This window comes from Streptomyces sp. NBC_00104 (assembly GCF_045160825.1).
Lineage (GTDB): Bacteria > Actinomycetota > Actinomycetes > Streptomycetales > Streptomycetaceae > Streptomyces.
This window is the reverse complement of the sequence record NZ_CP108215.1, coordinates 1,910,143-1,936,513: the sequence shown is the minus strand read 5'-3', so window position 1 is coordinate 1,936,513 and position 26,371 is coordinate 1,910,143. Positions and strand designations below refer to the sequence as shown.

Sequence of the window (26,371 nt, the reverse complement as noted above, 5' to 3'; positions counted from 1 at the left end):
CGCCGAGGCGGGCGGGGCACGTCGTGCGTCCAGAGAGCCAAGGGAACGTGAACGACTTTCCTTCGGGCTGATCGAAAACGTCGGATCTGCAAGGATGAACGACGTATCCATGTGTGAAGAGCAGTGAGGAGATGACCGTGTCGGGTATGTCGGCGGGCCGGTCAGCCATGCGGATGGGACCCGCTGAGCTGGTTCAGGCGGCGGCCATGGCTCGTCGCTTCTACCTCGAGGGCAAGTCCAAGATCCAGATCGCCGAGGAGTTCGGCGTCAGCCGCTTCAAGGTGGCCCGGGTTCTGGAGACCGCCCTCGAACGGGATCTCGTACGTATCGAGATCCGCGTCCCCGCGGAGTTGGACGCGGACCGTTCCGACGCGCTCCGCGCCCGTTACGGCCTTCGGCACGCCGTGGTCGTCGAGTCCCCGGCGGACGCCGAGGAGTCGCCCGACCCGGAGAACCTCGGCGAGGTCGCCGCAGACCTGCTCGGCGAACTGGTCAACGAGGGCGACGTCCTCGGTCTCGCCTGGGGCCGCTCCACCATCCACATGGCGGCCGCCCTGGACCGGCTGCCGCCCTGCACGGTGGTGCAGCTGACGGGTGTGTACGACGCCGGGACCGCCGAGCGCGGCTCGGTCGAGGCGGTACGGCGGGCCGCGCAGGTGTCGGGCGGCGACGCCCACCCCATCTACGCGCCGATGCTGCTGCCGGACGCGGCCACCGCGGCCGCGCTGCGCCACCAGACCGGCATCGCGCGGGCCTTCGAGTACTTCGACAAGGTCACGGTCGCCTGTGTCTCCATCGGCTCCTGGGAGGCGGGCATCTCGACGGTGCACGACATGCTCAGCGACGAGGAGCGCGGCCACTACGCCTCCCTCGGTGTCGCCGCCGAGATGTCCGCGCACCTCTTCGACGCCGACGGCCGCCGTGTCGGGCGTGACCTCGGCGAGCGGTGCATCACGGTCAAGGCCGACCAGCTCCGCCGTATCCCCGAGGTCGTCGCGATCGCGGGCGGGCAGCGCAAGGCGGCCGCGATCGACGCCGTGCTGCGGTCGGGGCTGGTGACCAGCCTCGTCACCGACACCTCCGCGGCGGACTCCCTGCTGACGGCCGGCCAGACGCCGCGGCCGGCGCTCAACCGGGCGGACCCGGACGGGCCGTAGCGCTCCGCCGGGTGGCCGGTGGGGTGCGTGGTCGGGTGGGGGCGGGGGATCGCCGCGGCTTCGTCGTGGCTGGTCGCGCCCACGCGGCGGAGCCGCATGTCGAATGCGGCCCCGCGCCCCTCACGGGGCGCGGTTCCTGAGCGGTCCCTGATGAGTACGAGGCGTGCGGGATGGGTGTGGAGATGAGTGACGGCACACTCGCCGAGGTGCTGGCGGTCGGCGGCTGGGCGCACATCGAGCTGGAGCTGGGCGGGGTCACGGACAAACCCGCCTTCATGGACCGCTGTGCCCGCGCCTTCGACCTGCCCGAGTTCTTCGGCCGCAACTGGGACGCCCTCGCCGACTGCCTCACCGACCTGTCGTGGTCGCCGCCGGTACGGGGACGCCTCGTCGAGGTCACCGGCTGGCAGGAGTACGCGAGGGCCCAGCCGAGCGACTGGCACCTCGCGCGCGAGGTGTTCGCCGACGCCGCCGACCACTGGAACGGCACCGGCACCGAGCTGCGGATCGTGCTCGCTCTCGGAGGATCCTCCTAGGCCGCCCACCGCCCCTTAGGACGATCCGTCGGGGCCGCTCATACCTGCCGACATGGGACAATGAAGTACGTGCTCTTCCCCCTGGCGGTCCTGTCAGGGGGTCACCTCTGATCGACCGGGATGTGCGGCACGTGCGTTTCCTCAATGACATCCAGCCCGCGTACGACCTGACGTACGACGACGTCTTCATGGTCCCGAGCCGCAGCGCCGTCGGATCGCGGCAGCAGGTGGACCTGGCCTCCCCGGACGGCACGGGCACCACCATCCCGCTCGTCGTCGCGAACATGACCGCCATCGCCGGCCGCCGTATGGCCGAGACGGTCGCCCGCCGCGGCGGGCTGGTGGTCATCCCGCAGGACATCCCGAACGAGGTCGTCACCGACGTCATCTCCTGGGTGAAGAGCCGCCACCTGGTCCTCGACACCCCGATCGTGCTGAACCCGCACCAGACGGTCGCCGACGCGCTGGCCCTGCTGCCGAAGCGGGCGCACAACGCGGGCGTCGTCGTCGACGAGGCGCTCCGGCCCGTCGGTGTCGTCACCGACGCGGACCTGACCGGCGTCGACCGCTTCACCCAGCTCGAAGTCGTCATGTCCCGGGACCTGCTGCTCCTGGACGCCGACATCGACCCGCGCGAGGCCTTCAACCGGCTCGACGCGGCCAACCGCCGGTACGCGCCCGCAGTCGACAAGGACGGCCGCCTCGCCGGCATCCTCACCCGCAAGGGCGCGCTCCGGGCCACGCTGTACACCCCCGCCGTGGACGCGAGCGGCAAGCTCCGCGTCGCCGCCGCCGTCGGGGTCAACGGCGACTTCGAGGGCAAGGCCAAGCAGCTGCTCGACGCGGGCGTCGACACCCTCGTCATCGACACCGCGCACGGCCACCAGGAGTCGATGATCAACGCGATCAAGCTGGTGCGCGACCTCGCCCCCCGGGTGCCGATCGTGGCCGGCAACATCGTCGCGGCCGAGGGCGTGCGGGACCTGATCGAGGCGGGCGCGGACATCGTCAAGGTCGGTGTCGGACCGGGTGCGATGTGTACCACCCGCATGATGACCGGGGTCGGGCGGCCGCAGTTCTCCGCGGTCCTGGAGTGCGCGGCCGAGGCGAAGAAGTACGGAAAGCACGTGTGGGCCGACGGCGGGGTGCGGCACCCCCGCGATGTCGCCATGGCCTTGGCGGCGGGCGCGTCGAACGTGATGATCGGGTCGTGGTTCGCGGGGACGTACGAATCGCCGGGGGACCTCCAGCAGGACGCCGACGGGCGGCTGTACAAGGAGTCCTTCGGGATGGCGTCGGCGCGTGCCGTGCGCAACCGTACGAGCGAGGAGTCGGCCTACGACCGCGCGCGCAAGGCGTTGTTCGAGGAGGGCATCTCCACGTCGCGGATGTACCTGGATCCGGCACGGCCGGGAGTCGAGGACCTGATCGACTCGGTCATCGCGGGGGTTCGGTCGTCGTGCACGTATGCCGGGGCCGGGTCGCTGGAGGAGTTCGCGGAGCGGGCCGTCGTGGGGATTCAGAGTGCGGCCGGGTACGCGGAGGGCAAGCCGCTGCACGCCAGCTGGAGTTAGGGCGCCTTCGAGCTCGGGGGAGCGACGCGTCGGCGGGTGCGGGTGCGGATTCGGTGTGGCTGGTCGCGCCCACGCGGCGGGGCCGCGTATCGAATGCGGCCCCGCGCCCCTGACCCCGCCGGCGTGGCGCAAGGCTTTTAAGGGGCCGTGCAACGAAGCTGCGCCGTCGTTCCATGCACGCAACGATCTTGCGTGGATGCGCAAGGTTGCCGCATTACGCTTGTGAAGCTCTGGCTCATAGGGTCATGCGCTGTACGTGGCGTGGCGGGGACCTCCTGCTCGGTGGCCCCCTGCTGTTCGGTGCCGTCGGTCCTCACCCGCCCTGACCGGCAGCGATGAAGGAGCCACGCGTGCTCGACCAAGGCGCACCCCCGCAGCATGAGAATCAGCCGGCCCCGCCGTCCGGAGGCGTCGGGGCGCGGTTGATGCGCCGCAAGCCCGTGGAACGCCTGGTCGCGGAGGGGGGCCAGGGTGAAGGAGGGTCGCTGCGGCGGTCCCTCGGGCTGTGGCAGCTGACGATGATCAGCATCGGCGCCACGCTCGGCACCGGCATCTTCGTCGTCCTCGGCGAGGCGGTCCCCAAGGCCGGGCCCGCCGTCACCCTCTCCTTCGTGATCGCCGGCCTCACCGCGCTGTTCTCGGCCCTGTCGTACGCGGAGCTGGCCGGTACCATCCCGGTCTCCGGCTCCTCGTACTCGTACACGTACGCAACGATGGGCGAGCTGGTCGCGTGGGTCTGCGGCTGGTGTCTGGTCCTGGAGTACGGCGTCTCGGTGTCGGCCGTCGCCGTCGGCTGGGGCGAGTACCTCAACGAGCTGCTGGACGGGACCCTGGGCGTCACCATCCCGGCCGCGCTGTCCGCACCGCCCGGCGACGGGGGCGTCTTCAACCTGCCCGCGCTGATCGTCGTGCTCCTCGCGATGGCGTTTCTGCTGGGCGGCGCCCGGGAGTCCGCCCGGGCCAACACGATCATGGTCGTGGTGAAGATCGCCGCCCTGCTGCTCTTCTGCCTCATCGGCCTGCAGGGCTTCCGGTCCGGCAACTACGAGAACTTCATGCCGCTCGGCATGGCCGGTGTGAGTGCGGCCGGGGCGACGCTCTTCTTCTCGTACATCGGGTTCGACGCGGCCTCGACCGCCGGCGAGGAGGCGAAGAACGCGCAGCGTGATCTGCCGCGCGCGATCATGCTCTCGCTGGTCATCGTGACCGCGCTGTACGTGCTGGTCGCCGCCGTCGCGATCGGGGCGCGGCCCTGGGAGCGGTTCGGCGAGTCCGAGGCCGCGCTCGCCGGGATCATGAAGGACGTGACCGGGGACGCGTTCTGGGGGACGCTGCTGGCTGCCGGGGCCGTCATCGCCATCGCGAGTGTGGTGCTGACCGTGCTGTACGGGCAGACCCGCATCCTGTTCGCCATGTCCCGGGACGGGCTCGTGCCCAAGGTGTTCTCGCGCGTGCACCCGAGGACCGGGACACCGCGCGTCAACACCGTGATCGTTTCGCTGTTCTGCGGTGTGCTCGCCGCCGCGATTCCGCTGGGGCAGCTCGCGGACGCGACGAGCATCGGCACGTTGTTCGCGTTCGCGCTGGTCAACGTGGCCGTCGTGGTGCTGCGGCGGACCCGGCCGGAGATGCCGCGCACGTTCCGGGTGCCGTTGTCGCCGGTGCTGCCCGCGGTGGGATTCGCGTTCTGCGTCTGGATGATGGGCAGCCTCGACACCGTCACCTGGGTCGTCTTCGGGGTCTGGATGGCCGTCGGGCTCGTGTTCTACTTCAGTTACGGCTATCGCCGTTCGCGTCTCGCGATCCCCTCGACCCCTTCGGCTCCCTCGTCCTCATCGACTCCCTCGTCCCCATCGGCTCCGTCGACTCCAGAGAAGTGATCCACCCGCAGTGCTGAACGATCTCGACGAACGCATCGTGCACGCCCTCGCCGAGGACGCCCGCCGTTCCTACTCCGACATCGGCCACCTCGTCGGGCTGTCCGCGCCCGCGGTCAAGCGGCGGGTGGACCGGCTCCGGGCGACCGGGGCGATCACCGGTTTCACGGTTCGGGTGGACCCCGCCGCGCTCGGGTGGGAGACCGAGGGGTTCGTCGAGATCTACTGCCGGCGGAACACGTCGCCGGAGACGATCCAGCGGGGGCTGGAGCGGTATCAGGAGGTCGTCGCGGCGTCGACGGTCACGGGGGAAGCCGATGCCGTGGTGCAGGTCTTCGCCTCGGACATGCGGCACTTCGAGCGGGTGCTGGAGCGGATAGCCGGGGAGCCGTTCGTCGAGCGGACGAAGTCCGTGCTGGTGCTGTCGCCCCTGCTGCGGCGGTTCTCCTCCGGGGCGCCCGCCTGAGAGGGCGCGCCTCTCAGGGAGCCGCGGTCTTCCTCGCCAGCGCGTTGTTCCCTATCGAGTTGTGCACGCTGAAGCTCACCGCGTCCGGGCGGTAGCGGTCGTCGGACCATTCCACCGGGCGGCCCTCGCGGGTGGTGGTGACGCGCCGGACGCGCAGGAGGGGGCTCGTGCGGCGCACGGCCAGGAACTCGGCGTCCTGGGCGCCGGCGGCCACGGCGTCGATGATGTGCTCGCCGTAGGCGAAGACCAGGCCCGTGTCGTCGAGCAGGCGCTGGGTGACCGAGGGACAGTCCGCCTCGATGGGCTCGACGGCCGGGGAGATCCAGTCGGCGTAGACCGTGCGCTCCAGCAGGACGGGCCGGCCGTCGAGACCGCGCAGGCGCAGCACGTGCAGGACGCGGGCGCCCGGGGTGAGCTGGAGGCGTACGCGGTCCTCGGCGCCGGCGGTCCGGTACTCCTGGGCGATCACCCGGCCCGTCGCCTCGCGGCCCATCGCGCGCGCCCACTGGGCGAAGCTGCGCAACTCGGCGAAGCTCTGGCTGCGGCGGCCGGCCAGGACCACCCGGCGGGCGCCCTGGCGTGAGCCGATGAGGCCCTCGGCGGTCAGGGTCGCCACCGCCTGACGGACGGTGCCGCGCGAGACGCCGTAGCGGGCCGCGAGTTCGGTCTCGGGGGGCAGCAGACTCCCCACCGTGTAGTCCTCACGGTCGATCGCCCGCCGCAGTGCCTCGGCGATCTCCTCGTGTCGCGCCGCCATGGTCCCTCCGCATCCCGGTAGCCCGCTGTGCACAGCACGGCCAGCCTAATGAGGTGGCGAGGAAACTACCGAGCCAGTTGATCGACCGGTGATGGTGCGGAACACGTGCACGAGTATTTCGCCGGAGTTTACGCGCGTGATATGAAGCGCGGACCTAATGAGGCCAACTTGTTCAGACAAGTGCTCCACCCAGATCGTCCCTGCGCGTACCCCTGGAGAGCCCGTGACCCTCTTCCCGCCGAGAACCGCCGTCATCGGCGGCGCCCTCGCCGCCGCCGTACTCACTCTCAGTGCCTGTGGCGCGGCCCCCGAGACCACGACCACCACCGACGGCAGGAACGCGGCCACCGCGACCTCGGCGAAGGACTTCGGCGGCCTGGACGCGCTGGTCGCGGCGGCCAAGAAGGAGGGCACGCTCAACGCGATCGCCCTGCCCCGCGACTGGGCCAACTACGGCGCGCTGATCGACGGGTTCGAGAAGAAGTACGGCATCAAGATCGAGGTCGAGAACCCGGACGGGGCCAGCCAGGACGAGATCAACGCCGTCACCTCGCGCAAGGGACAGGACCGGGCGCCCGACGTGCTCGACCTGGGCAGCTCCTTCGCTCTGAGCGCCGCCCAGCAGGGGCTGCTCGCCCCGTACAAGGTGGCCGCGTTCGCCGACATCCCCGAGGGCCAGAAGGACCCGAAGGGCCAGTGGTACAACGACTACGGCGGCTACATATCCATCGGGTGCGACGCCAAGCGCGTGAAGGAATGTCCGGAGACCTTCGCCGACCTGCTGAAGCCGCGGTACAAGGGGCAGGTCGCGCTCAACGGCAACCCCACCAAGTCCGGTTCCGCCTTCGGCGGGGTGTGGGCGGCCTCCCTGGCGAGCGGCGGCTCGTTCGACGACATCCAGCCCGGACTCGACTTCTTCGCCAAGCTGAAGAAGAACGGCAACTACACGCCCGTCGAGTCGACGCCGGCCACCGTCGAGAAGGGCGAGACGCCCATCAGCATCGACTGGGACTACCTGAACGCCGGGTACGCCGACGAGTTCAAGTCCAAGGGCGTCGACTGGAAGGTCGTCGTCCCTGAGGACGGCAAGTTCTCCCAGTACTACTCCCAGGCCATCAACAAGGACGCGCCCCACCCGGCCGCCGCCCGGCTCTGGCAGGAGTACCTCTACAGCGCCGAGGGCCAGAACCTGTGGCTCGCCGGATACGCCCGCCCGGCCCTGATGACCGCCATGGAGAAGGCGGGCACGCTGGACAAGACCGCCGCGGCCAAGCTGCCCGAGGTGTCCGGCACGCCCGAGTTCCCGACCGAGGACCAGCAGACCAAGGCCAAGGACGTGCTCGGACAGGGCTGGGCCAAGGCGGTCTCCGGGTGACCGCCGTCGTCACCGAGGCCGACACCGCGCTGGTGGCCGCCGCTTCCGTGAAGCGGCGGCCCCGCCCCGGCGGATGGCTCGCCGTGCTCCCGCTGCTGGCCTTCGTCGCGGTCGCTTTCGGGCTGCCCGCCCTCGCCATGCTGAACGGCGCGTTCACGGTCAAGGACCAGACCACGGGCGCCACTTCGTACACCACGGCGAACATGACCGCCTCCGTGCAGGGGGCCTACCTCACGGCCATGCTCGGCAGCGTGAAGCTGTCCGCCGTCTCGGCCGGGCTCGCGGCCGTACTGGGACTGCCGCTCGCCCAGGCCGTGGTGACGTCCCGCTTCCCGGCGCTGCGCGAGGCCGTGCTCACGGCCTCCGGGGTGCTCGCCAACTTCGGCGGTGTCCCGCTCGCCTTCGCGTTCGTCGCCACCCTCGGCAACGCCGGTGTGCTGACCAGGCAGCTGGGTCTGACGGACAAGGGCTGGGACCTCTACAGCTTCTGGGGACTGGTCATCGTCTACCTGTACTTCCTGATCCCGCTCATGGTCCTCACCATCACCCCCGCCCTCGACGGACTGCGCGTCCAGTGGCGGGAGGCCGCGCAGAACAACGGCGCCACCGGCCTCCAGTACTGGCTGCACGTCGCGCTCCCCGTGCTCGCGCCCTCCCTGCTCGGCGGGCTCGTCCTGCTCTTCGGCAGCGCCTTCGCCGCGTACGCCACCGCCGCGGCCATGGTGGGCAGCTCGATCCCGCTGGTCACCCTGCAGATCGCCGACGCCATCTCCGGCAACGTCCTGGTCGGCCAGGAGAACGTGGCGCTCGCCCTCAGCCTCGACATGGTCCTGATCGCCGGGCTGGTCATGGCCGTGTACCTGCCCCTGCAACGACGGAGCGCGCGATGGCTGGCCTGAACCCCGGGCGCCCGGCACCGCGGCGCCCCGCCCTGTGGCGCCCGCTCGTCCTCGCCTTGGCCGGGCTGTACTTCCTCGTCCCGCTCGCCGCCTCCGTGATCTTCACGGTCGACGTGCCGGGAGAGGGGATCACCTTCGGCGCATACAGCCGGATCCTCGGCACCGACGGCTTCCTGACCAGCCTGCTGCTCTCGCTGGAGCTGGCCGCCGTGACGATCGCCGTCGTCCTGCTGCTGATGGTGCCCGCCATGGTCGCGCTGCGGCTCGGCGCGCCCAGGCTGCGGCCCGTCGTGGAGGTGGTGTGCTCCCTGCCGCTGGTGGTGCCGCCGATCGCGTTCGTCGCCGGGCTCGGGACCGTGCTCAAGTGGGGGCCCGAACACCTCTCCCGGACCCCGCTGTTCCAGACGTTCGTCGCGATCCAGAACCCCGACTTCCCCCTGGTGCTGGTCCTCGCCTACGTCGTGATGGCGCTGCCCTTCGTGTACCGGGCGCTGGACGCGGGGCTGCGCGCCATGGACGTACCCACCCTCGTCGAGGCCGCCCGCAGTTGCGGGGCGAGCTGGCCGCAGGCGCTGGTGCGGGCCGTGCTGCCCAATCTGCGCGGGGCGCTGCTCAACTCCGCCTTCCTCACCCTGGCCCTCGTGCTCGGCGAGTTCACCGTCGCCCAGCTGCTGGGCTTCAGGCCGTTCGCCGTGTGGATCGTCAACGTCAGCGGCTCGCAGGCCCAGCTCTCCGTCGCCGTCTCGGTCCTCAGCCTGCTCGTCACCTGGGCCATGCTCCTCGCGCTCGCCTCGTTCGGCGGACGCACCCCAACCGCTTCCGCCTCCCGGGGATGAACCATGACCGTGCTTGAGAAAACAGCGACCGACACCGCCGCCACCGTCGAGTTCCGGGGCCTGCGCCGGGAGTTCGGGGCCACCGTCGCCCTGGACGGACTCGACCTGACCGTCCGGCCCGGTGAACTCCTCGCGCTGCTGGGCCCGTCCGGCTGCGGCAAGACCACCGCGCTGCGGATGCTCGCCGGCTTCGAACACCCCGACTCCGGCGAGGTGCTGGTCGACGGGGAGGACGTCACCCGCGTCCCGGCCCACCGGCGCGACGCCGGCATGGTCTTCCAGTCGTACAGCCTCTTCCCGCACCTCAGCGCCCTCGACAACGTGGCCTTCGGGCTGCGCATGCGCAAGGTGCGCACAGCCGAACGGCGGTCCCGGGCAACCGAGTTGCTCGACCTCGTGGGCCTCGCCGACAAGGGCGCCCAATACCCCCATCAGCTCTCCGGCGGCCAGCAGCAGCGCGTCGCCCTCGCCCGGGCGCTCGCCCTGCGGCCCCGGGTGCTGCTGCTCGACGAACCGCTCTCCGCCCTCGACGCCAAGGTGCGGCTGACCCTCCGCGAGGAGATCCGCCGGCTCCAGCAGGAGCTGGGCATCACCACCCTGTTCGTGACCCACGACCAGGAGGAGGCGCTGTCCATGGCCGACCGGGTCGCCGTGATGCACGCCGGGCGGCTCGAACAGTGCGCGGCCCCGGTCGAGTTGTACGGGCGTCCGGCCACCGCCTTCGTCGCCGAGTTCGTCGGCACGATGAGCCGGATCCCGGGCCGGCTGGACGGCACGACGGTCGAGGTGCTGGGCCGGCGGCTGCCCGTGGACGGCGCGGCGCCGACCGCCGCCGAGGTGGACGTACTCGTACGGCCGGAGGCGGTCGGGGTACGGGCGGACGACACCGGCGACGCCCGGGTGGTGGCCACCGCGTTCCTCGGCGCCGCCACCCGCCTCACCGTACGGCTCGCCGACGGCACCGAGGTCAAGGCCGACCTGCCCACGCACGAGGCGGCGGCCCTCGGCGCCGGAGCGGCCGTGACCGTGAGCCTCCCCGAGCGGCCGGTACTGGTCGCCGCGCGCGCCACCCGCTGAACTCCGCCCGCGCCACCCCCTGGACACCCCCGCCCGGCCCCCACCGCCGGGCAGCGCCCCGACACCCCCCACCGAAAGAGGAACCCTTGTCTCGACTCCCGCTCCAGGCCGCCCTGTTCGACATGGACGGCACGCTCGTCGACACCGAGCGGCTCTGGTGGGACGCGGTGGAGGAGGTGGCCGCCGGCCTCGGGCGCACACTGACCGAGGCCGACCAGCCGGACGTGCTGGGCCGTCCGGTCGAGTACACCGCCGCCTGGCTCGCCGGGATCACGGGCGCACCGCGGGACGGGGTGGCCGCCGACCTGCACCGGGAGTTCGCCGACCGGGTCCGCACCGGGACCGTACCCCGCCCGGGCGCGCTGGAGCTGCTGAGGGCCCTGGCCCGCGAGGGCGTCCCCACCGCCCTGGTCACCGCGTCCCCGCGAGCCGTCGCCGACACCGTCCTCGACGCCCTCGGCCGCGACCTGTTCGCCGTCTCCGTCACCGCCGACGACACCGAGCACACCAAGCCTGCCCCCGACCCCTACCTCGCCGCCTGCCGCGCCCTCGGCGTCGACCCCGCCGCCTGTGTGGCCGTCGAGGACACCGAGACCGGTGTCGCCTCGGCCGAGGCGGCGGGCTGCGTGGTCCTCGCCGTGCCCTCGCTCGCGCCCATCGACGAGGCCCCGGGGCGGACCGTACGGGAGAGCCTGGAATCGGTGACACCGGCGAGCCTGCGCCGGCTGGTCGCCCCCGACGGGCCCGTCCTGCGCGTGATGACCTGGAACCTCTGGCACGGCGGCACCAGGGTCCGGGACCACCGGGCCAAGCAGCTCAAGGTCATCACCGAGACGGACGTCGACGTGGTCGGCCTCCAGGAGACGTACGGCACCGCCGCGCGGGAACTCGCCGACGCCCTCGGCTGGCACCACCACCGGGCCGGCGACAACCTCGGCATCATCAGCCGCCACCCGATCACGGCCCGCTTCGGCGACCCCGACGTCGGCTTCTACGGGGCGGCGGGCGTCCGGATCAGGACCGGCTCCGGTACCGAGGTGGACATCTGGACGGTCCACCTGGACTGCGAGCCGTACGGGCCCTACGAGGCCGCCTTCGACGGGCTGGAGGCCGCCGAGCTGACCGCCCACGAGGAGGTGCGGCTCGCCCGGCTGCGGGACTGCCTGAGCCGGATCGACGGCACCGTGCCGGTCGTCGTGGTCGGCGACTTCAACAGCCCGTCCCACCTCGATCGGCCGGACGTCGACTGGCCGGTCACCAGGGCCGCCGAGGCGGCCGGCCTGCGCGACTCCTACCGCGAGGCCCACCCCGACCCCGTACGGGAGCCGGGCCACACCTGGTCGCCGGTCCATACCGAACACGAGGACGGCAGCGGCCGGCCGGAGCCGCAGGACCGGATCGACTTCGTCCTGCACCGGGGCCTCGCGGTGCTCGACTCCCGGACCCATGTCAGCGGCACACCCCGCACCTGGCCGGACGTCGAGGACAACGACTGGCCGTCGGACCACGCGGCGGTGATCACCACGTTCGCGCCGGTGACGGCCGCCCAGCAGGAGTGACCCCGAAATCCCGCTGTGCCGCAGGGTTCGACCCGACTAGCATCGGTGCCATGACCTGGCGACATTGATCCACCAGCCGTGCCTCCCGAGGGCCGCCTCGGACGCCGTATCGCGGACGTCCGATTCGCTCCTTCGGGAAGGCCTCATGACTCTCTCACCTGCGCGTGTGCCCAGTGTCGGTACCAGTGGTGTCCGGCGGCTGACGGCCACGCTGTACGGCTACGCGTTCCTCGACGACTTCGTGCTGCTCTACCCGGTGTACGCGCTGCTGTTCAGCGACACCGGTCTGTCGATCTGGCAGATCTCCTCCCTGTTCGGCCTGTGGTCGGTCACCGGGATCCTGTTGGAGGTCCCCTCCGGCGCCTGGGCCGACGCCGTCTCCCGACGGCTGCTGCTGTGGCTGGGCCCGCTGCTCACCGCCGCAGGCTTCGCCCTGTGGGTGATCGTCCCGTCGTACGGGGCCTTCGCCCTCGGCTTCGTCCTCTGGGGTGTGCGCGGTGCGCTGGGCTCCGGCGCGCTGGAAGCGTTGGTCTACGACGAACTGGACCGGCTCGGCGCGGCCGACCGGTATGCGCGGGTCGTCGGCCGCGCCCAGGCCGTCGGCATGGTCGCCGTGATGGCGGCGATGGGGCTGGCCGGGCCGGTCCTCGACCTCGGTGGCTACCCGGCCGTGGGCGCGGCGAGCGTGCTGGTCTGTGTGCTGACCTCGCTGGTGGCCACACGGTTCCCGGAGCACCGGTCGGCCGAGGCGGGCGGTGGTGACCGGGCCTCCATCCTCACGACCCTGCGGACCGGACTCGCGGAGGTCCGCCGGGACCGGTCCGTGCGCGGGGCGCTGCTGCTCGTGCCCGCCGTCGGTGCGGTGTGGGGCGCCCTCGACGAGTACACGCCGCTGTTGGTCCGGGACACCGGGGTGGCCGAGCAGACGGTTCCGTACCTGCTGCTGGTGATCTGGGTGGGGCCGGCGATCGGCAGCCTGCTGACCGGGGCGGGGGAGCGGTTGAGCACGGCCGGGCTGGGGGTGGTGCTGGCGGGGTGCGCGTTCGCGTTGGCGGTGGGTTCGCTGACGGGCACTCCGGCCGGTATCGCTCTGGTCGCTGTCGCCTTCGGTGGTTTCCAGTTGGTCAACGTTCTCGCCGACGCGCGACTGCAGGATCGGATCGACGGGGCTCGTCGGGCGACGGTGACGTCCGTGGCGAGCATGGGGACCGAGATGGCGACGGTCGCCGTCTTCGGCGCGTACGCCGCCATCGGTGCGTCCCATGCGCACAGGACCGCGTTCGCCGTGTTCGCGGTGCCGTATCTGGTGACGGCGATCGTGCTGCTGGGGCGGAGGGGCGCGTAGGGGGTGGGGCGGAGAGGCGCGTAGGGGGTGGGGCGTGGGGGCCGTGGGCGGCCGCGGGTTCGTCGTGGCCGGCCACGCGGCTCCCCGCGCCCCTCGGGGGAACCGGGGGCACCGTCGGCCGGACACGCAACGAATCGTTGTCCGCCCCGCTCCGGACGCAACGAATACCCCGTCGGCGCGCAATGGCCTCCGCTTGTCCGGCCCGGCGCGCCGACCGTACCGTCTATGTGGCCCCCAACCCCCTTTGTCCCGGTGAGGAACACGCATGCGTACCGTCCTGCTCCAGAGCTCCGGTCGTCCCGGCTCGGTCGTCGGGAACCTGAAGGTGCTCGACGAGGCCGCGGGGCGGGCCGCCGAGGCCGGGGCGGGCCTGGTGGTGGCGCCGGAGATGTTCCTGACGGGGTATGCGATCGGCGATGACATCGCGCGGCTCGCCGAGGCGGCGGACGGTGACTCGGCCGACGCGGTCGCCGAGATCGCGGGGCGGCACGGGGTCGCGATCGCCTACGGGTATCCGGAGCGCGCCGGTGACGCGGTCTTCAACTCGGCGCAGCTCGTCTCCGCCGACGGCGTCCGGCTGGTGAACTACCGCAAGACCCATCTCTTCGGCTGCTTCGAGCGCGATCACTTCACGCCGGGGGAGCGGTCCGTCGTACAGGCGGAGCTGGGCGGGCTCCGCGTCGGGATCCTGATCTGCTACGACGTGGAGTTCCCCGAGAACGTCCGCGCCCACGCCCTCGCCGGCACCGATCTGCTCGTGGTGCCGACGGCCCAGATGCATCCGTTCCAGTTCGTCGCCGAGTCGATGATCCCGGTGCGGGCCTTCGAGAACCAGATGTACGTCGCCTACGTCAACCGGGTCGGTCGTGAAGGGGAGTTCGAGTTCGTCGGGCTCTCCACGCTGGCCGGGCCCGACGGGATCGCGCGCACCCGCGCCGGACGCGAGGACGCGCTCGTCCTCGCCGATGCCGACCCCGCCTTCCTCGCGGCCTCCCGCGCGGCGAACCCGTACCTCCAGGACCGTCGCCCCGGTCTCTACGGGTCCCTCGTCTGAGATCCGCCCACTTATCCGCCCCCGTATCCGCCTCTGTATCCGCCCCCTCCGTACCTTTCTCGACCTTTCTCGTCGCAAGGAGTCCGTACCCCATGACGTCCACCGTGCCCAACGCCATCGAGCACGCAGACGAACAGCAGCCGCCGATCACCATGTTCGGCCCGGACTTCCCGTACGCGTACGACGACTTCCTGGCCCACCCGGCCGGTCTGGGCCAGGTACCGGCCACCGAGCACGGCACCGAGGTCGCGGTCATCGGCGGCGGGCTGTCCGGCATCGTGGCGGCGTACGAGCTGATGAAGATGGGGCTCAAGCCGGTCGTGTACGAGGCCGACCGGATCGGCGGGCGGCTGCGGACCGTGGGGTTCGAGGGGTGCGATCCGTCGCTCACGGCCGAGATGGGGGCGATGCGCTTCCCGCCGTCCTCCACCGCGCTCCAGCACTACATCGACCTGGCGGGTCTGGAGACCCGGCCCTTCCCCAACCCCCTCGCGGAGGCGACGCCCTCGACCGTCGTCGACCTCAAGGGCGAGTCCCACTACGCCGAGACGATCGACGACCTGCCTCAGGTGTACCGGGACGTCGCCGCCGCCTGGAACGCCTGCCTCGAAGAGGGCGCCGACTTCTCCGACATGAACCGGGCGCTGCGAGAGCGGGACGTGCCGCGCATCCGGGAGATCTGGGCGAAGCTCGTCGAGCGGCTCGACAACCAGACCTTCTACGGCTTCCTCTGTGACTCCGAGGCCTTCAAGTCCTTCCGGCACCGCGAGATCTTCGGCCAGGTCGGCTTCGGCACGGGCGGCTGGGACACCGACTTCCCCAACTCCATCCTGGAGATCCTGCGCGTCGTCTACACCGAGGCCGACGACCACCACCGCGGCATCGTCGGCGGCAGCCAGCAGCTTCCGCTGCGGCTCTGGGAGCGCGAGCCGGAGAAGATCGTGCACTGGCCGTACGGGACGTCCCTGAAGTCCCTGCACGCGGACGGTGAGCCGCGTCCGGCCGTGACCCGGCTGCACCGCACGGCCGGCAACCGGATCACCGTGACGGACGCCGACGGCGACATCCGCACCTACGAGGCGGCGATCTTCACCGCCCAGTCCTGGATGCTGCTGTCGAAGATCGCCTGCGACGACTCGCTCTTCCCGATCGACCACTGGACCGCCATCGAGCGGACCCACTACATGGAGTCCAGCAAGCTGTTCGTCCCCGTCGACCGGCCCTTCTGGCTGGACAAGGCCGTCGACGACAAGGGACTTCCGACCGGCCGTGACGTCATGTCGATGACGCTCACCGACCGTATGACGCGCGGGACCTACCTCCTCGACGACGGTCCGGACAAGCCCGCCGTCATCTGTCTCTCCTACACGTGGTGCGACGACAGCCTCAAGTGGCTGCCGCTGTCCGCGAACGAGCGGATGGAGGTCATGCTCAAGTCGCTCGGCGAGATCTACCCGAACGTCGACATCCGGAGCCACGTGATCGGCAACCCGGTGACCGTCTCCTGGGAGAACGAGCCCTACTTCATGGGCGCGTTCAAGGCGAACCTGCCCGGTCACTACCGCTACCAGCGGCGCCTGTTCACGCATTTCATGCAGGACCGGCTGCCCGAGGACAAACGGGGAATCTTCCTCGCCGGCGACGACATCTCCTGGACGGCCGGCTGGGCCGAGGGCGCCATCCAGACCGCGCTCAACGCGGTCTGGGGCGTCATGCACCACTTCGGGGGCACCACCGACGCGACCAACCCCGGGCCCGGTGACGTCTACGACACGATCGCACCGGTGGAACTGCCGGAGGACTAGGGCCTGTTGGAGGGGGGCCGCGGCGAGCCGTTCAGGCCGGCAGCGGGGTCAGCAGCATGCGGCCCGCCAGGCCCACCGCCGCGTCCAGGCGGTGGGCGAACTCCTCGGCGAGATCGGGGAGTCCGCGCAGCGCCCACAGTGCGCGGGCGGCCGACCAGGTGGACTCACGGGCCCGTTCCAGGCTCCACGCGCCGAGCAGATGGGTGAGCGGATCGGCGATCTGGAGGAGATCGGGGCCCGGCATCAACTCCTCGCGGATACGTTCCTCCAGCGAGACGAGGACATCGCCCACCTGCTCGAACTCGTCCTCCAGGTCGGCGGGTTCGCAGCCGAGCGTACGACAGGTGTCCACGACGGCGAGCGCGAGATCGTGCCCGATGTGCGCGTTGATGCCGCAGAGGGCGAACTGCAGCGGTCGTACGCCGGGATGGCGCCGGAACTGCAGCAGCGGCCGCCAGCACGCGGGCGTACACCCGCCTTCGGCGACCCTCAGATACCGCTCGGCGAAGAGCACGTCCAAGGTGATCGCGGCCTCGGCGTCCGGGAAGTGGCCGGCGTCCAGCCGCCGGTCGACGGCCTCCGTGACGGTGAGGTAGACGCGGTTGAAGACGGCGATCCCGTCCCGCTCGGGCAGGACCGCGTCCAGGGCGCGCATACGGGAGACGACGGTGTCCACTGAGTCCACGGAATTGATGAAATGTTCCAACTGCGCCATAGGGGGCAGGGTCCCAGGCCTACGCTGACACCGGCGCCGCCGTGCCCGGCGCGTCCCCGGAACGGGGTAACGCGGGCGCGGCGGGAAGTACCGGTGAGCCGATGGAGCGCGGTCCGGGGAGCAGGGGGGAGCACCACGTGTCAGGCTTACGCGCCCAGCGTCTGGCCGCACGCCGAGCCGAACGCGGGCGGGCGGCGAGGCGCGGCGCCATGGTGGCCGCGGCGTCGGTCGTGGCCGTCGTCGGCACCGTCACCGGGATGGTGGCCGCGATGGGCGGCGACAGAGGCGCCGACGAGGCCCGGCCACTGACGAGCCGCGCAGCGGCACTCCCATCCGATCCATCCGATCCGTCTGATCCATCAGATCCGTCTGACCCGTCTGATCCGTCCGATCAGGCCGAACCGACTCAGGGCTCGCCCTCCCCGTCGCGCGCGTCGCCCCCGCCGTCGTCCTCGAAGTCGCCCGACCCCTCCGAGAAGGCCGGTGTGCGGCCCTCGGCGGAGCGGACCGAACAGCGGACGGTACCCGTGGCCGGCCCCGGCCGGCTCTACCGTCACCCCGACTCCAAGGTCCTCGATTGGGTCCGGGGCCACCCGCAGGACCGGCGCAGCACAGCCATCGCGACCGGCATCGCCGACCGGCCGGCCGCCGTCTGGTTCACCGACCCCACCCCGGCCACCGCCACCACCCAGGTCGCGGCGGTGGCCTCCGCGGGCGCCGCGCGGGGGCAGGTGCCGGTCCTCGTGGCGTACGCGATCCCCGACCGCGACTGCGGAGGAGCGTCCCAGGGCGGAGCGTCGAGCCTGGACGCGTACGACGCCTGGATCGACGCGTTCGCCGCCGGGCTCGGCTCGGACGACGTCATCGTGATCCTGGAGCCGGACGGGATCGCCCAGTCCGACTGCCTCTCCGCCGGCGCCCGCGCCGACCGCTTCGCCTCGCTCGCCCGCGCCGGCCGCGTCCTCAAGGCGGCCAACCCCGAAGCCCGCGTCTACTACGACGCCGGGCACTCGGAATGGAACCCGCCGGACAAGCAGGCCGCGCTCCTCCGGCAGGCGGGCGCCGCCTCGGCCGACGGCTCCGACGGCGTCTTCAGCAACGTGTCCAACTTCAACCGCACGGAGGCCGAGGGGGCCTACACCCGTCAGGTCCTCGACGCCCTCGACGCCCTCGACGCCCTCGGCGGCCCCGCGGGCCTCGGCGCCGTCATCGACACCAGCCGCAACGGCAACGGCGCCCCGGCCGACGGAGAGTGGTGCGACCCCGCGGGCCGAGGCCTCGGCCGGCCACCGACCCTCACCACCGGCGCGTCCCGCATCGACGCCTACCTGTGGGTGAAGCTGCCGGGCGAGTCCGACGGCTGCCGGGGAAGGGCGGGGGAGTTCTCACCGGGGTACGCGTACGAGCTGGCGCGCGGGTGAGGCCCGCCGGGGCATCGGCCGGACACGCGCGGTACGGATACGGCCCGAGCCCGCGCACATGCCCGCACCCGAGCACATGTCCGCACCCGCCCCGGCACCCGTGCTTGTCCCCGCCCCCTCGTACGGCTGGACGGGGGCGCCCTGAGGGCGATCTCCCGGACCGGCCGCTTCAGGGCCTCGGGTCGGGCACGGGCGTGTCCGGCAGGGTGACCTTCGGGCGGCCCCGGTCGCTGGTGCGCAGCACGCCCGCGAAGGCGACGAGGCCGCACGCCAGCACGGTCACCAGGCCGAACGACACGACCAGGCTGGTCAGTTGTGCCAGACCACCGATCGCGCTCGGCGCGACCAGCCCGGAGGTGTACGTGATGGTCGCGACGCCCGCGATGGCCTGGCTGGGGTTCGGCCCGCTGCGGCCGGCGGCGGCGAAGCAGAGCGGGACGACGACCGCGATGCCGAGGCCCATCAGCGCGAAGCCGCCCATCGCGACCGCCGGCTGGTTCGCGACGACGATGAGGACCCCGCCGAGCGCGGCCAGGACACCGCTGGCCCGTACGGTCCGGACCGAGCCGAAGCGGTTGACCACCGCGTCACCCCCGAGCCGGGCCACCGCCATGGTCAGCATGAAACCGGTGGTGCACGCCGCCGCGAGCCCGGCCGAGGTCTCCAACTGGTCCCGCAGATAGACCGCCGACCAGTCCAGGGCCGCCCCCTCCGCGAACACCGCGCAGAACCCGACCGCACCGATCAGCAGCGCCGACTTCGGCGGCAGCGCGAACCGGGGCGGCGGCTCCTCGTCCTCGGTGGGCCGCAGGTCCAGTACCCACTGGCAGGCGACCAGTCCGAGGACGGTGAGCGTGACCGCGGCGAGCGCGTGGTGCAGCCGGGCGTCCGAGCCGAGGTGGGCGGCGAGGGTGCCGGCCGCCGAGCCGACGAGGGCGCCCGCGCTCCACATACCGTGCAGGCCCGACATGATCGACTTGCCGAGGCGGTTCTCGACCTCGACGCCGAGCGCGTTCATCGCGACGTCCGCCATGCCCGCCGACGCGCCGTACACGAACAGCGCGAGGCAGAGCGTCCAGAGGCTCGGCGCGAGCGACGGCAGGACCAGCGCGAGCGTCCACAGCGCGAGCAGTCCCCGCAGCGCCGTACGGGCGCCGAAACGATGGCTGATCCGGCCCGCGAGCGGCATCGCCACGGACGCGCCGATCGCCGGGAAGGCGAGTGCGAGGCCCAGTTGGCCCGCGCTGACCCCCGCGTGGTCCTGGATCCACGGCACACGGGTCGCGAACGAACCGGTGACCGCGCCGTGCACCGCGAACACGGCCGCCACGGCGTACCGTGCCCGCCTCACCTCGCGCTGCTCGTAGACCACCGCGCTCATTCTCCGCCTCCCTGACCCGTCGGTACGCCGCACTGCCGGCGCGCTCGGCTCTCGCCGTCGTCGCTACCGAGTGTCGCCGGGGCTTCCACGTCACCGCGTCGCGGGACCCGGGCTTCGACACTCCGGCCCGCCCGCTGTTCTCCTCGCCCGCTGCCTCGAACGTCCGGTTCCCCGATGCCCTCGGCCCACCCGGCCTCCGTCACGCCGACGTAAACTATCAGGAACCCTGCCTGATAGATAGGGAGTGCGCGCCCGAGGGCCACCGGCCGTAGGGCGCCGCAGATCTGGGAGGATCCCGGCATGCCCGCATCACCCAGCACCGCCCGAGCCCTCAACGACCGGCTCGCCCTGCGGCTGCTGCAGCAGGAAGGGCCGCTGACGGCCGGGCAGTTGAAGCAGCTCACCGGTCTGTCCCGGCCGACGGTCGCCGACCTCGTGGAGCGCCTCACGGCCGCCGGGCTGATCGAGGTCGTGGGGGAGTCGGGGGAGCAGCGGCGCGGACCCAACGCCCGCCTCTACGGCATCGTCGCCGACCTCGCGCACCTCGCCGCCCTCGATGTGCGCACCGAGGGTGTCACGGTCGTCGTGGCCGACCTGCTCGGTAAGGAGCTGGCGCGGGCGTCCGTCCCGATCGCGGACGACACCGGCACGGGGCCGGCGGTGGAGCAGGCGGTCGCGCTGGTGGAGCGCGCCGCGAAGGAGGCGGGTGCCGACCGGCTGCACACGGTGGCGATCGGCGCCCCCGGCCTCATCGACCCGGCCACGGGTGAACTCCGCGACTCCGGCGGTCTCCCCGCATGGCACCGCCGCCTGGTCGCCGCCCTCGGTGAACGGCTTCCCGCCCGGATCCTCGTCGAGAACGAGACCAACCTCGCCGCCCTCGCCGAACAGCGCGACGGCGCCGCCCGCGACCGCGACACCTTCGTCCTGCTCTGGCTCGGCCTCGGCACCGGCGCCGCCGTCGTCCTCGACGGCCGCCTCCGCCGGGGCGCCTCCGGCGGCACGGGCGAGATCGGTTTCCTCCCGGTCCCGGGCACGGCCACGGTCCCCTCGGCCACCGACTGCGAGGGCGGCTTCCACTCCCTGGGCGGCGCGGCGGCGGTGGTCGCACTGGCCACCGCCCACGGCATCGCGGCCGAGGCGGCGACGAACGAGCCGTACGCCGCAACGCTGGTACGGGTGGCTGCCGCCGGGCTCACGGCGAGCGGCGCGACGACCTCCCCGAACGGTCCCGGCCTGTCACCGGGAGCCCCGAACCGGTCGGAGGAGGAGGCCGGGGGCGGCGCGCCGGGGGCGCGTCCGTCGGTGGAGGCCGACGGGCGTTCTGCGGCAGTCCCGGGCCCGCCTGTGCGGGGCGGGGGGCGTCCGGCGGGGTCAGCGGGCCTGCCGGTGGAGGTCGGGGGACGTTCCGGCGGCGCTGTGAGCCCGTCGTCGACGGAGGGTGGGGACCGTTCCACGGGGGCCGGGGGCACGTCGGTGACGGACGCGAGCACGTCCGTCGAGGCCACGGGCTCCTCGGCGGGCGGGCCGAGCCGTTCGGCGCGGGCGGTGGCTGCGCGGACGATGGACGTGTCGCCCCCCTCGGCCGCGACACGGACCCCGTCGGCGGACCCGGCGAACCCTTCGCCGTACAGGCCCCGCCCCGCTGCGGCCCCCGCCCCTCCCGCCGACCCCCACGCCCGCTTCCTCGACGCCCTCGCCGACCGCCTGACCATAGGCGCAGCCTCCGTCGTCGCCGTGCTCGACCCCGGTTGTGTGGTGCTCGGGGGTGAGGTCGGGCAGGCCGGTGGGGAGGAGCTCGCCGTCAGGGTGGGGCAGCGGCTGGCGGCCATGTCGCCGTTGCCGACCGAGGTCCGGGCCAGCGGCCTCGGCGGGGCCGCCGTACTGCGGGGCGCGCTGCTCATGGCCCGGGAGGCGGCTCAGGACGAGCTGTTCGCACCGCCCGCGCGATAGCGCTCGGCGCCGAGCCGCGCGTCACCACCGGCCCACCGTCTCCACCGGCCCACCGGCCCACCGGCCCACGGTCTCCACCGGGATCACCGCCCCGGCTACCGCCACCGCCACCCTCCTCGGCGTCCGGCGTCCGGCGTCCGGCGTCCGGCGGCCAGAGGTCGGCGGCCCGTCCCGCTCCTCAGTGCTTCCCCCGCCCCGCCCCGAACCGCTTCGCCAGATACTCCTCGAACGTCCCCTTCCCCACGGCCCGCCCCGGCGTGAGATGGCCCCCGGTCCGGAAGCCCCGGTAGGCCTTGCCGAACAGCGGGACGTTCAGCAGGGGGCGGCGCCGGCCGGTGGCCGTCAGGTAGGCGCGGGCCAGCTGGGGGAAGGACAGGACCTCGGGGCCGCCCATGTCGTCGACGCGGCCGGCGGGGGCGCCCACGGCCAGTTCCGCCAGGCGGTCGGCGACCTCGGCGACGGCGACGGGCTGGTCGCTCACCCCGGCGGGGAGCATCATGACCGGCGGCTTGGAGAGGCCCTGGAAGAGCATCACGAGGAGGTCGTGGAACTGGGTCGCGCGCAGGGTCGTCCAGCCCAGCCCCGACTCCTCGACCAGCCGTTCGACGGCCAGCTTGGACCGGTAGTAGCCGAACGGCACCCGGTCCACACCGACGATCGAGATGTAGACCAGATGCCGCACCCCGGCCCGCCGCGCCGCCGCGATCAGGTTCTCCGCCGCCTTCTCGTCGCCCCCGCGCGGCGACGTCGCGCAGTGCACGATCGTGTCCACCCCCGTCACGGCCGTGTCCAGCCCGCTCCCGCCCGCGACGAGATCGACGGCGTACGGCCGCGCGTGCCGGCTGAGCACCCGTACCTCGTGCCCGTCCGCCCGCAGCCGCTCGGTGACGTGCCGGCCGAGGACACCGGTGCCGCCGGTCACCAGGATCGTGGTCATGCTGTCCATCCCCTTCGTTCGCCGGACGCTCCCGGCTGGAAACGCCCTACGGCAGCTACGACGCAGTCGCCCCGCGGAATGTGACAACCACGGCGAGGGAGAGTGATCAGAGCCGACACGCGGTCATGCCCGGTCGGCTCGCCCGGTCCCGCCCGGGTCGGCTCGCGCGCTCACGCTCCGGCCTGTCGCCGTCCCGCGCTCACGCTCCGGCCTGTCGCCGTCCCGCGCTCACGCTCCGGCCTGTCGCCGTCCCGCGCTCACGCTCCGGCCTGTCGCCGTCCCGCGCTCACGCTCCGGCCTGTCGCCGTCCCGCGCTCACGCTCCGGCCTGTCGCCGTCCCGCGAACTCCAGCTTGTCCGGGTTCACCACGACCCGCATGTCCGTCACCACGCCGCTCCACCGTCGGCTCGAACCGGGCCTTTCGAAGCGCACCGCCCTCGCCCTTTCGGTCCGACCCACCGTCTGCCGGGCTCGGCCCGGAGCGCCCGCCCGCGCTCTCCAGGAGGCGCCGGCAGACACACGCGTGGGACCCGGCGGCGGGGCAAGGGCCGTCGTCACCGCCGCCGGGCCGTTCGAGGCGGGTACCGCGACCGCAGACTTTAAAAGGACTAGACCAAGCGGGTCAATGGGTCCGTGCCCCTTCGAGTGGGGCCACTGTGACGGAAGTTGACCCTTGGTCAGTGATAGCCGAAACCCGCCGTGCTTCGCTGGGGAAGTCCAGCGACACGGCCTGTGAGCCACCCCACAGCGCTCACCCGCATGGGTGCCAACCGGGCGTGGCACACTGGCCATGTACCAGAAGCAGCGCACTCCGGGGTCGGTGAAAGTCCGAACCGGCGGTTACAGTCCGCGACCCGGTCGCTTCCAGCGGCCGGTTGACCAGGTGAAATTCCTGGACCGACGGTTAAAGTCCGGATGGGAGGCAGTGCGCGGCGGGCGGGCATTCGTGCGCGCCGCCGTCTGTTTTTGGCCTACCTCGACAGGGGTGGGTCTTCACACGGCGTCGCTCCCTGTGCCGCTGTCCGCTCATGTCTGTCGTCTTCGACAGCCCCGGAGTCCGTGCCCCACGAGGCAGGAGGACCCGGGAAGTGTTCACCGGAATCGTCGAAGAGCTGGGTGAGGTCACCGCCGTCGAGAAGCTCGGCGACTCCTCCCGCTTTCGTCTGCGCGGCCCCGTCGTCACGCAGGGCGCGCGCCACGGCGACTCCATCGCCGTCAACGGCGTCTGTCTCACGGTCGTGGAGCACGAGGACGACTGGTTCACCGCCGACGTCATGGCGGAGACCCTCGAACGCTCCAGCCTCGGCGCCCTCACCACCGGCTCCCGCGTCAACCTCGAACGCCCGATGGCGGTCGGCGACCGCCTCGGCGGGCACATCGTGCAGGGTCACGTCGACGGCACGGGCCAGGTCATCGAGCGCAAGCCGTCAGAGAACTGGGAGATCGTCAAGATCTCGCTCCCGGCGGACCTCACCCGGTACGTCGTGGAGAAGGGCTCCATCACCGTCGACGGCATCAGCCTCACCGTCGTCGACGCCGGCCCCGACTACTTCACCGTCAGCCTCATCCCGACCACCCTCGACCTGACCACGCTCGGCCGCAAGCAGCCCGGCGACCCGGTCAACCTCGAGGTCGACGTCATCGCCAAGTACGTCGAGCGGCTGCTGGGCACGCGGGGAGCGGACGACCGGGGGACAGGCATCCAGGGGGCGGCGCAGTGAACTCGCTGAACACCGTCGCCTTCACCGCCTTCGGCCAGCAGATCCTCTGGTCGGACATGATCGGCAACATCCTCGGCCTGATCGCCCTCGCCCTCGGCGCCGTCCGCTCCCTGTGGAACTGGCCCGTGCAGTTCCTCTCCGGCCTCGTCCTCTTCGGCGCCTTCGTCGGCCACCTCACCGGCAGCGCCGGCAAGCAGGTCATCGTCATGGCCGTCGCCGCGTACGGCTGGTGGCAGTGGAACCGTACGCAGAAGCAGGCGGCGGACGGCGCCATCGCCCCGCGCTTCGCCACCTGGCGCGAGCGCGGCTACCTCATCGCCGGCGCCGTGCTCGGCACCCTCGCCGTCGGCGGCCTCTTCACCGCGTTCCCGACCCTGTCCTGGGACCCCTGGCCGGACGCGTACATCTTCACCGGCACCATCGTCGCCATGTACGCCCAGGCGCGCGGCATGGTCGAGTTCTGGTTCGCCTGGCTGCTGGTGGACCTCGTGGGCGTACCGCTCAACTTCGCCAACGGCTACGCGTTCTCCGGATTCGTCTACATCATCTACGGCGCGCTCGTCCTGTGGGGCATGCGCGACTGGTGGCTGCGCTCCCGCAGGCCCACCCTGGAAGGAGCCCCGGCATGACCACGGCGCCGATCCTGTACAGCACCGACGGCATCGAGAACTTCGGGCTCGACCCGATCGAACAGGCCATCGCCGACATCGCGGCGGGCCGCCCGGTCGTGGTCGTCGACGACGAGGACCGCGAGAACGAGGGCGACCTCGTCATCGCCGCCGAGAAGGCCACCCCCGAGATCATCGCCTTCATGATGAGCGAGTGCCGGGGCATGATCTGCGCCCCCATGGAGGGCGACGAACTGGACCGGCTCGAACTGCCGCAGATGGTGCAGCAGAACACCGAGTCGATGCGCACCGCGTTCACCGTCACGGTCGACGCCGCTCCCCAGCACGGCGTCACCACCGGCATCTCCGCCTCCGACCGCGCCACCACCCTCCAGCTCCTGGCGAGCGGCACGGCCGAGCCGGGCGACTTCGTCCGCCCCGGCCACATCTTCCCGCTGCGCGCCCGCGCCGGCGGAGTGCTCGTCCGCGACGGCCACACCGAGGCCGCCGTCGACCTCGCCCGCCTCGCGGGCCTGCGCCCGGCCGGAGCGATCGTCGAGATCGCCGGCGAGGACGGCCGCATGCTGCGCCTGCCCGAACTGATCCCGTTCGCCCGCAAGCACGGCCTGACGATCATCTCCATCGAGGACCTGATCACCTACCGCCGCTCCGCCGAGCCCACCGTCAAGCGCGAGGCGAAGACCCAACTGCCCACCGCCTTCGGCGACTTCACGGCCTACGGCTACCGCTCCACCGTCGACGGCGTCGAGCACGTCGCCCTCGTGCACGGCGAGATCGGCGACGGCGAGGACGTCCTCGTCCGCGTCCACTCCGAATGCCTCACCGGCGACATCTTCCACTCGCTGCGCTGCGACTGCGGCCCCCAGCTGCAGACCTCCCTCGAACGCATCGCCGCCGAGGGCCGGGGCGTCGTCGTCTACCTGCGCGGCCACGAGGGACGCGGCATCGGACTGCTCTCCAAACTGCGCGCGTACGAACTCCAGGAGCTCGGCCGCGACACCCTCGACGCCAACCTGGAGCTGGGCCTGCCCGCCGACGCCCGGGACTACGGCGCCGGCGCGCAGATCCTCCAGGACCTGGGCGTCCGCAGCGTGCGCCTGATGACCAACAACCCCGAGAAGACCGACGCCCTCGTCCGGCACGGCCTCGACGTCATCGACCGCGAGCCGATGCCCGTCCGCGCGGGCGAGCACAACCTCCGCTATCTGCGCACCAAGCGGGACCGGATGGGCCACGACCTGCCGTGGCTGGACGCGGCCACCGCGTCCACCTGCGGCGACCAGTAACACCAGCGGCA

22 protein-coding genes and 1 riboswitch are annotated in these 26,371 nt (G+C 72.1%); of the genes, 18 read left to right on the top strand and 4 right to left on the bottom strand.

The window, feature by feature from the left end; translation table 11 throughout:
* Positions 1–113 precede the first annotated feature (113 nt).
* The 5 genes from OG272_RS08400 to OG272_RS08380 all read left to right on the top strand — a co-directional run bounded on the left by OG272_RS08400 (position 114) and on the right by OG272_RS08380 (position 5,610).
* Positions 114–1,157, top strand: a complete 1,044-nt coding sequence (locus OG272_RS08400) for a sugar-binding domain-containing protein (protein ID WP_326584134.1) — start codon at positions 114–116, stop codon at positions 1,155–1,157.
* 182 nt (positions 1,158–1,339) lie between these two features.
* Positions 1,340–1,693 carry a barstar family protein gene (locus OG272_RS08395; RefSeq protein ID WP_327730593.1) on the top strand — a complete coding sequence of 118 codons (354 nt, stop codon included), beginning with the start codon at positions 1,340–1,342 and terminating at the stop codon, positions 1,691–1,693.
* Positions 1,694–1,824: 131 nt separating this feature from the next.
* Positions 1,825–3,267, top strand: coding sequence for a GuaB1 family IMP dehydrogenase-related protein (locus OG272_RS08390; RefSeq protein WP_327730594.1), 1,443 nt, complete (start codon positions 1,825–1,827; stop codon positions 3,265–3,267).
* A gap of 350 nt (positions 3,268–3,617) precedes the next feature.
* Entirely contained in the window at positions 3,618–5,147 is a 1,530-nt protein-coding gene (locus tag OG272_RS08385; protein ID WP_327730595.1) for an amino acid permease, read from the top strand.
* A gap of 10 nt (positions 5,148–5,157) precedes the next feature.
* Positions 5,158–5,610, top strand: a complete 453-nt coding sequence (locus OG272_RS08380) for an Lrp/AsnC family transcriptional regulator (RefSeq protein ID WP_327730596.1) — start codon at positions 5,158–5,160, stop codon at positions 5,608–5,610.
* 13 nt (positions 5,611–5,623) lie between these two features.
* Here OG272_RS08380 and OG272_RS08375 read toward each other — a convergent pair whose 3' ends face one another.
* Positions 5,624–6,367: a GntR family transcriptional regulator gene (locus OG272_RS08375; RefSeq protein ID WP_326584138.1), complete on the bottom strand. Its 744-nt coding sequence runs from the start codon at positions 6,365–6,367 to the stop codon at positions 5,624–5,626.
* A 223-nt stretch (positions 6,368–6,590) separates the two neighbouring features.
* Between OG272_RS08375 and OG272_RS08370 the strand changes: the two genes are divergently transcribed.
* The 8 genes from OG272_RS08370 to OG272_RS08335 all read left to right on the top strand — a co-directional run bounded on the left by OG272_RS08370 (position 6,591) and on the right by OG272_RS08335 (position 16,317).
* Positions 6,591–7,742, top strand: coding sequence for an ABC transporter substrate-binding protein (locus tag OG272_RS08370; protein WP_405892987.1), 1,152 nt, complete (start codon positions 6,591–6,593; stop codon positions 7,740–7,742).
* Positions 7,739–8,641 (top strand): ABC transporter permease subunit, encoded by a 903-nt coding sequence (locus OG272_RS08365; RefSeq protein ID WP_326584140.1) that lies wholly within the window; start codon positions 7,739–7,741, stop codon positions 8,639–8,641. The genes OG272_RS08370 and OG272_RS08365 overlap by 4 nt, the downstream gene beginning before the upstream one ends.
* On the top strand, positions 8,629–9,477 hold the full coding sequence (locus OG272_RS08360; protein WP_405892985.1) for an ABC transporter permease: 849 nt from the start codon (positions 8,629–8,631) through the stop codon (positions 9,475–9,477). The genes OG272_RS08365 and OG272_RS08360 overlap by 13 nt, the downstream gene beginning before the upstream one ends.
* 3 nt (positions 9,478–9,480) lie before the next feature.
* On the top strand, positions 9,481–10,554 hold the full coding sequence (locus OG272_RS08355; protein WP_405892984.1) for an ABC transporter ATP-binding protein: 1,074 nt from the start codon (positions 9,481–9,483) through the stop codon (positions 10,552–10,554).
* Between the two features lie 86 nt (positions 10,555–10,640).
* Positions 10,641–12,113, top strand: a complete 1,473-nt coding sequence (locus OG272_RS08350; protein ID WP_405892982.1) for an HAD-IA family hydrolase — start codon at positions 10,641–10,643, stop codon at positions 12,111–12,113.
* A 145-nt stretch (positions 12,114–12,258) separates the two neighbouring features.
* Positions 12,259–13,458: an MFS transporter gene (locus tag OG272_RS08345; RefSeq protein WP_405892980.1), complete on the top strand. Its 1,200-nt coding sequence runs from the start codon at positions 12,259–12,261 to the stop codon at positions 13,456–13,458.
* Positions 13,459–13,723: 265 nt separating this feature from the next.
* Positions 13,724–14,512 carry a carbon-nitrogen hydrolase family protein gene (locus OG272_RS08340; RefSeq protein WP_327730603.1) on the top strand — a complete coding sequence of 263 codons (789 nt, stop codon included), beginning with the start codon at positions 13,724–13,726 and terminating at the stop codon, positions 14,510–14,512.
* Positions 14,513–14,604: 92 nt separating this feature from the next.
* A complete protein-coding gene (locus OG272_RS08335; RefSeq protein WP_327730604.1) occupies positions 14,605–16,317 on the top strand; it encodes an NAD(P)/FAD-dependent oxidoreductase in 1,713 nt (570 codons plus the stop codon).
* Between the two features lie 31 nt (positions 16,318–16,348).
* Here the strand turns inward: OG272_RS08335 and OG272_RS08330 are convergent, their stop codons facing one another.
* Positions 16,349–17,032, bottom strand: a complete 684-nt coding sequence (locus tag OG272_RS08330) for a DUF5995 family protein (protein WP_326584147.1) — start codon at positions 17,030–17,032, stop codon at positions 16,349–16,351.
* 209 nt (positions 17,033–17,241) lie between these two features.
* Here OG272_RS08330 and OG272_RS08325 point away from each other — a divergent pair, with 209 nt between their 5' ends.
* Entirely contained in the window at positions 17,242–18,453 is a 1,212-nt protein-coding gene (locus OG272_RS08325) for a glycoside hydrolase family 6 protein (protein WP_405895997.1), read from the top strand.
* A gap of 169 nt (positions 18,454–18,622) precedes the next feature.
* Here OG272_RS08325 and OG272_RS08320 read toward each other — a convergent pair whose 3' ends face one another.
* Positions 18,623–19,834, bottom strand: a complete 1,212-nt coding sequence (locus OG272_RS08320; protein WP_405892979.1) for an MFS transporter — start codon at positions 19,832–19,834, stop codon at positions 18,623–18,625.
* Between the two features lie 300 nt (positions 19,835–20,134).
* Between OG272_RS08320 and OG272_RS08315 the strand changes: the two genes are divergently transcribed.
* Positions 20,135–21,787 carry an ROK family protein gene (locus tag OG272_RS08315; protein ID WP_405892978.1) on the top strand — a complete coding sequence of 551 codons (1,653 nt, stop codon included), beginning with the start codon at positions 20,135–20,137 and terminating at the stop codon, positions 21,785–21,787.
* 178 nt (positions 21,788–21,965) lie between these two features.
* Here OG272_RS08315 and OG272_RS08310 read toward each other — a convergent pair whose 3' ends face one another.
* Positions 21,966–22,724: an NAD(P)H-binding protein gene (locus tag OG272_RS08310; RefSeq protein ID WP_326584150.1), complete on the bottom strand. Its 759-nt coding sequence runs from the start codon at positions 22,722–22,724 to the stop codon at positions 21,966–21,968.
* A gap of 802 nt (positions 22,725–23,526) precedes the next feature.
* Positions 23,527–23,657, top strand: a riboswitch (FMN riboswitch).
* A 155-nt stretch (positions 23,658–23,812) separates the two neighbouring features.
* Here OG272_RS08310 and OG272_RS08305 point away from each other — a divergent pair.
* Genes OG272_RS08305 through OG272_RS08295 form a run of 3 tightly spaced genes read left to right on the top strand, consistent with a single transcriptional unit; the run spans position 23,813 to position 26,360 of the window.
* Positions 23,813–24,445 (top strand): riboflavin synthase, encoded by a 633-nt coding sequence (locus OG272_RS08305; protein WP_326584151.1) that lies wholly within the window; start codon positions 23,813–23,815, stop codon positions 24,443–24,445.
* On the top strand, positions 24,442–25,074 hold the full coding sequence (locus OG272_RS08300) for a nicotinamide mononucleotide transporter family protein (protein ID WP_327730608.1): 633 nt from the start codon (positions 24,442–24,444) through the stop codon (positions 25,072–25,074). The genes OG272_RS08305 and OG272_RS08300 overlap by 4 nt, the downstream gene beginning before the upstream one ends.
* On the top strand, positions 25,071–26,360 hold the full coding sequence (locus OG272_RS08295; RefSeq protein ID WP_327730609.1) for a bifunctional 3,4-dihydroxy-2-butanone-4-phosphate synthase/GTP cyclohydrolase II: 1,290 nt from the start codon (positions 25,071–25,073) through the stop codon (positions 26,358–26,360). The genes OG272_RS08300 and OG272_RS08295 overlap by 4 nt, the downstream gene beginning before the upstream one ends.
* Positions 26,361–26,371 lie beyond the last annotated feature (11 nt).

Excerpts from the sequence above, each read along its gene's own strand:
- OG272_RS08395 (WP_327730593.1), top strand. The coding sequence starts at position 1,340 with ATGAGTGACGGCACACTCGCCGAGGTGCTGGCGGTCGGCGGCTGGGCG.
- OG272_RS08375 (WP_326584138.1), bottom strand. The coding sequence starts at position 6,367 with ATGGCGGCGCGACACGAGGAGATCGCCGAGGCACTGCGGCGGGCGATC.
- OG272_RS08360 (WP_405892985.1), top strand. The coding sequence starts at position 8,629 with ATGGCTGGCCTGAACCCCGGGCGCCCGGCACCGCGGCGCCCCGCCCTG.
- OG272_RS08355 (WP_405892984.1), top strand. The coding sequence starts at position 9,481 with ATGACCGTGCTTGAGAAAACAGCGACCGACACCGCCGCCACCGTCGAG.
- OG272_RS08345 (WP_405892980.1), top strand. The coding sequence starts at position 12,259 with ATGACTCTCTCACCTGCGCGTGTGCCCAGTGTCGGTACCAGTGGTGTC.
- OG272_RS08340 (WP_327730603.1), top strand. The coding sequence starts at position 13,724 with ATGCGTACCGTCCTGCTCCAGAGCTCCGGTCGTCCCGGCTCGGTCGTC.
- OG272_RS08335 (WP_327730604.1), top strand. The coding sequence starts at position 14,605 with ATGACGTCCACCGTGCCCAACGCCATCGAGCACGCAGACGAACAGCAG.
- OG272_RS08330 (WP_326584147.1), bottom strand. The coding sequence starts at position 17,032 with ATGGCGCAGTTGGAACATTTCATCAATTCCGTGGACTCAGTGGACACC.
- OG272_RS08325 (WP_405895997.1), top strand. The coding sequence starts at position 17,242 with ATGGTGGCCGCGGCGTCGGTCGTGGCCGTCGTCGGCACCGTCACCGGG.
- OG272_RS08320 (WP_405892979.1), bottom strand. The coding sequence starts at position 19,834 with ATGAGCGCGGTGGTCTACGAGCAGCGCGAGGTGAGGCGGGCACGGTAC.
- OG272_RS08315 (WP_405892978.1), top strand. The coding sequence starts at position 20,135 with ATGCCCGCATCACCCAGCACCGCCCGAGCCCTCAACGACCGGCTCGCC.
- OG272_RS08310 (WP_326584150.1), bottom strand. The coding sequence starts at position 22,724 with ATGACCACGATCCTGGTGACCGGCGGCACCGGTGTCCTCGGCCGGCAC.
- OG272_RS08295 (WP_327730609.1), top strand. The coding sequence starts at position 25,071 with ATGACCACGGCGCCGATCCTGTACAGCACCGACGGCATCGAGAACTTC.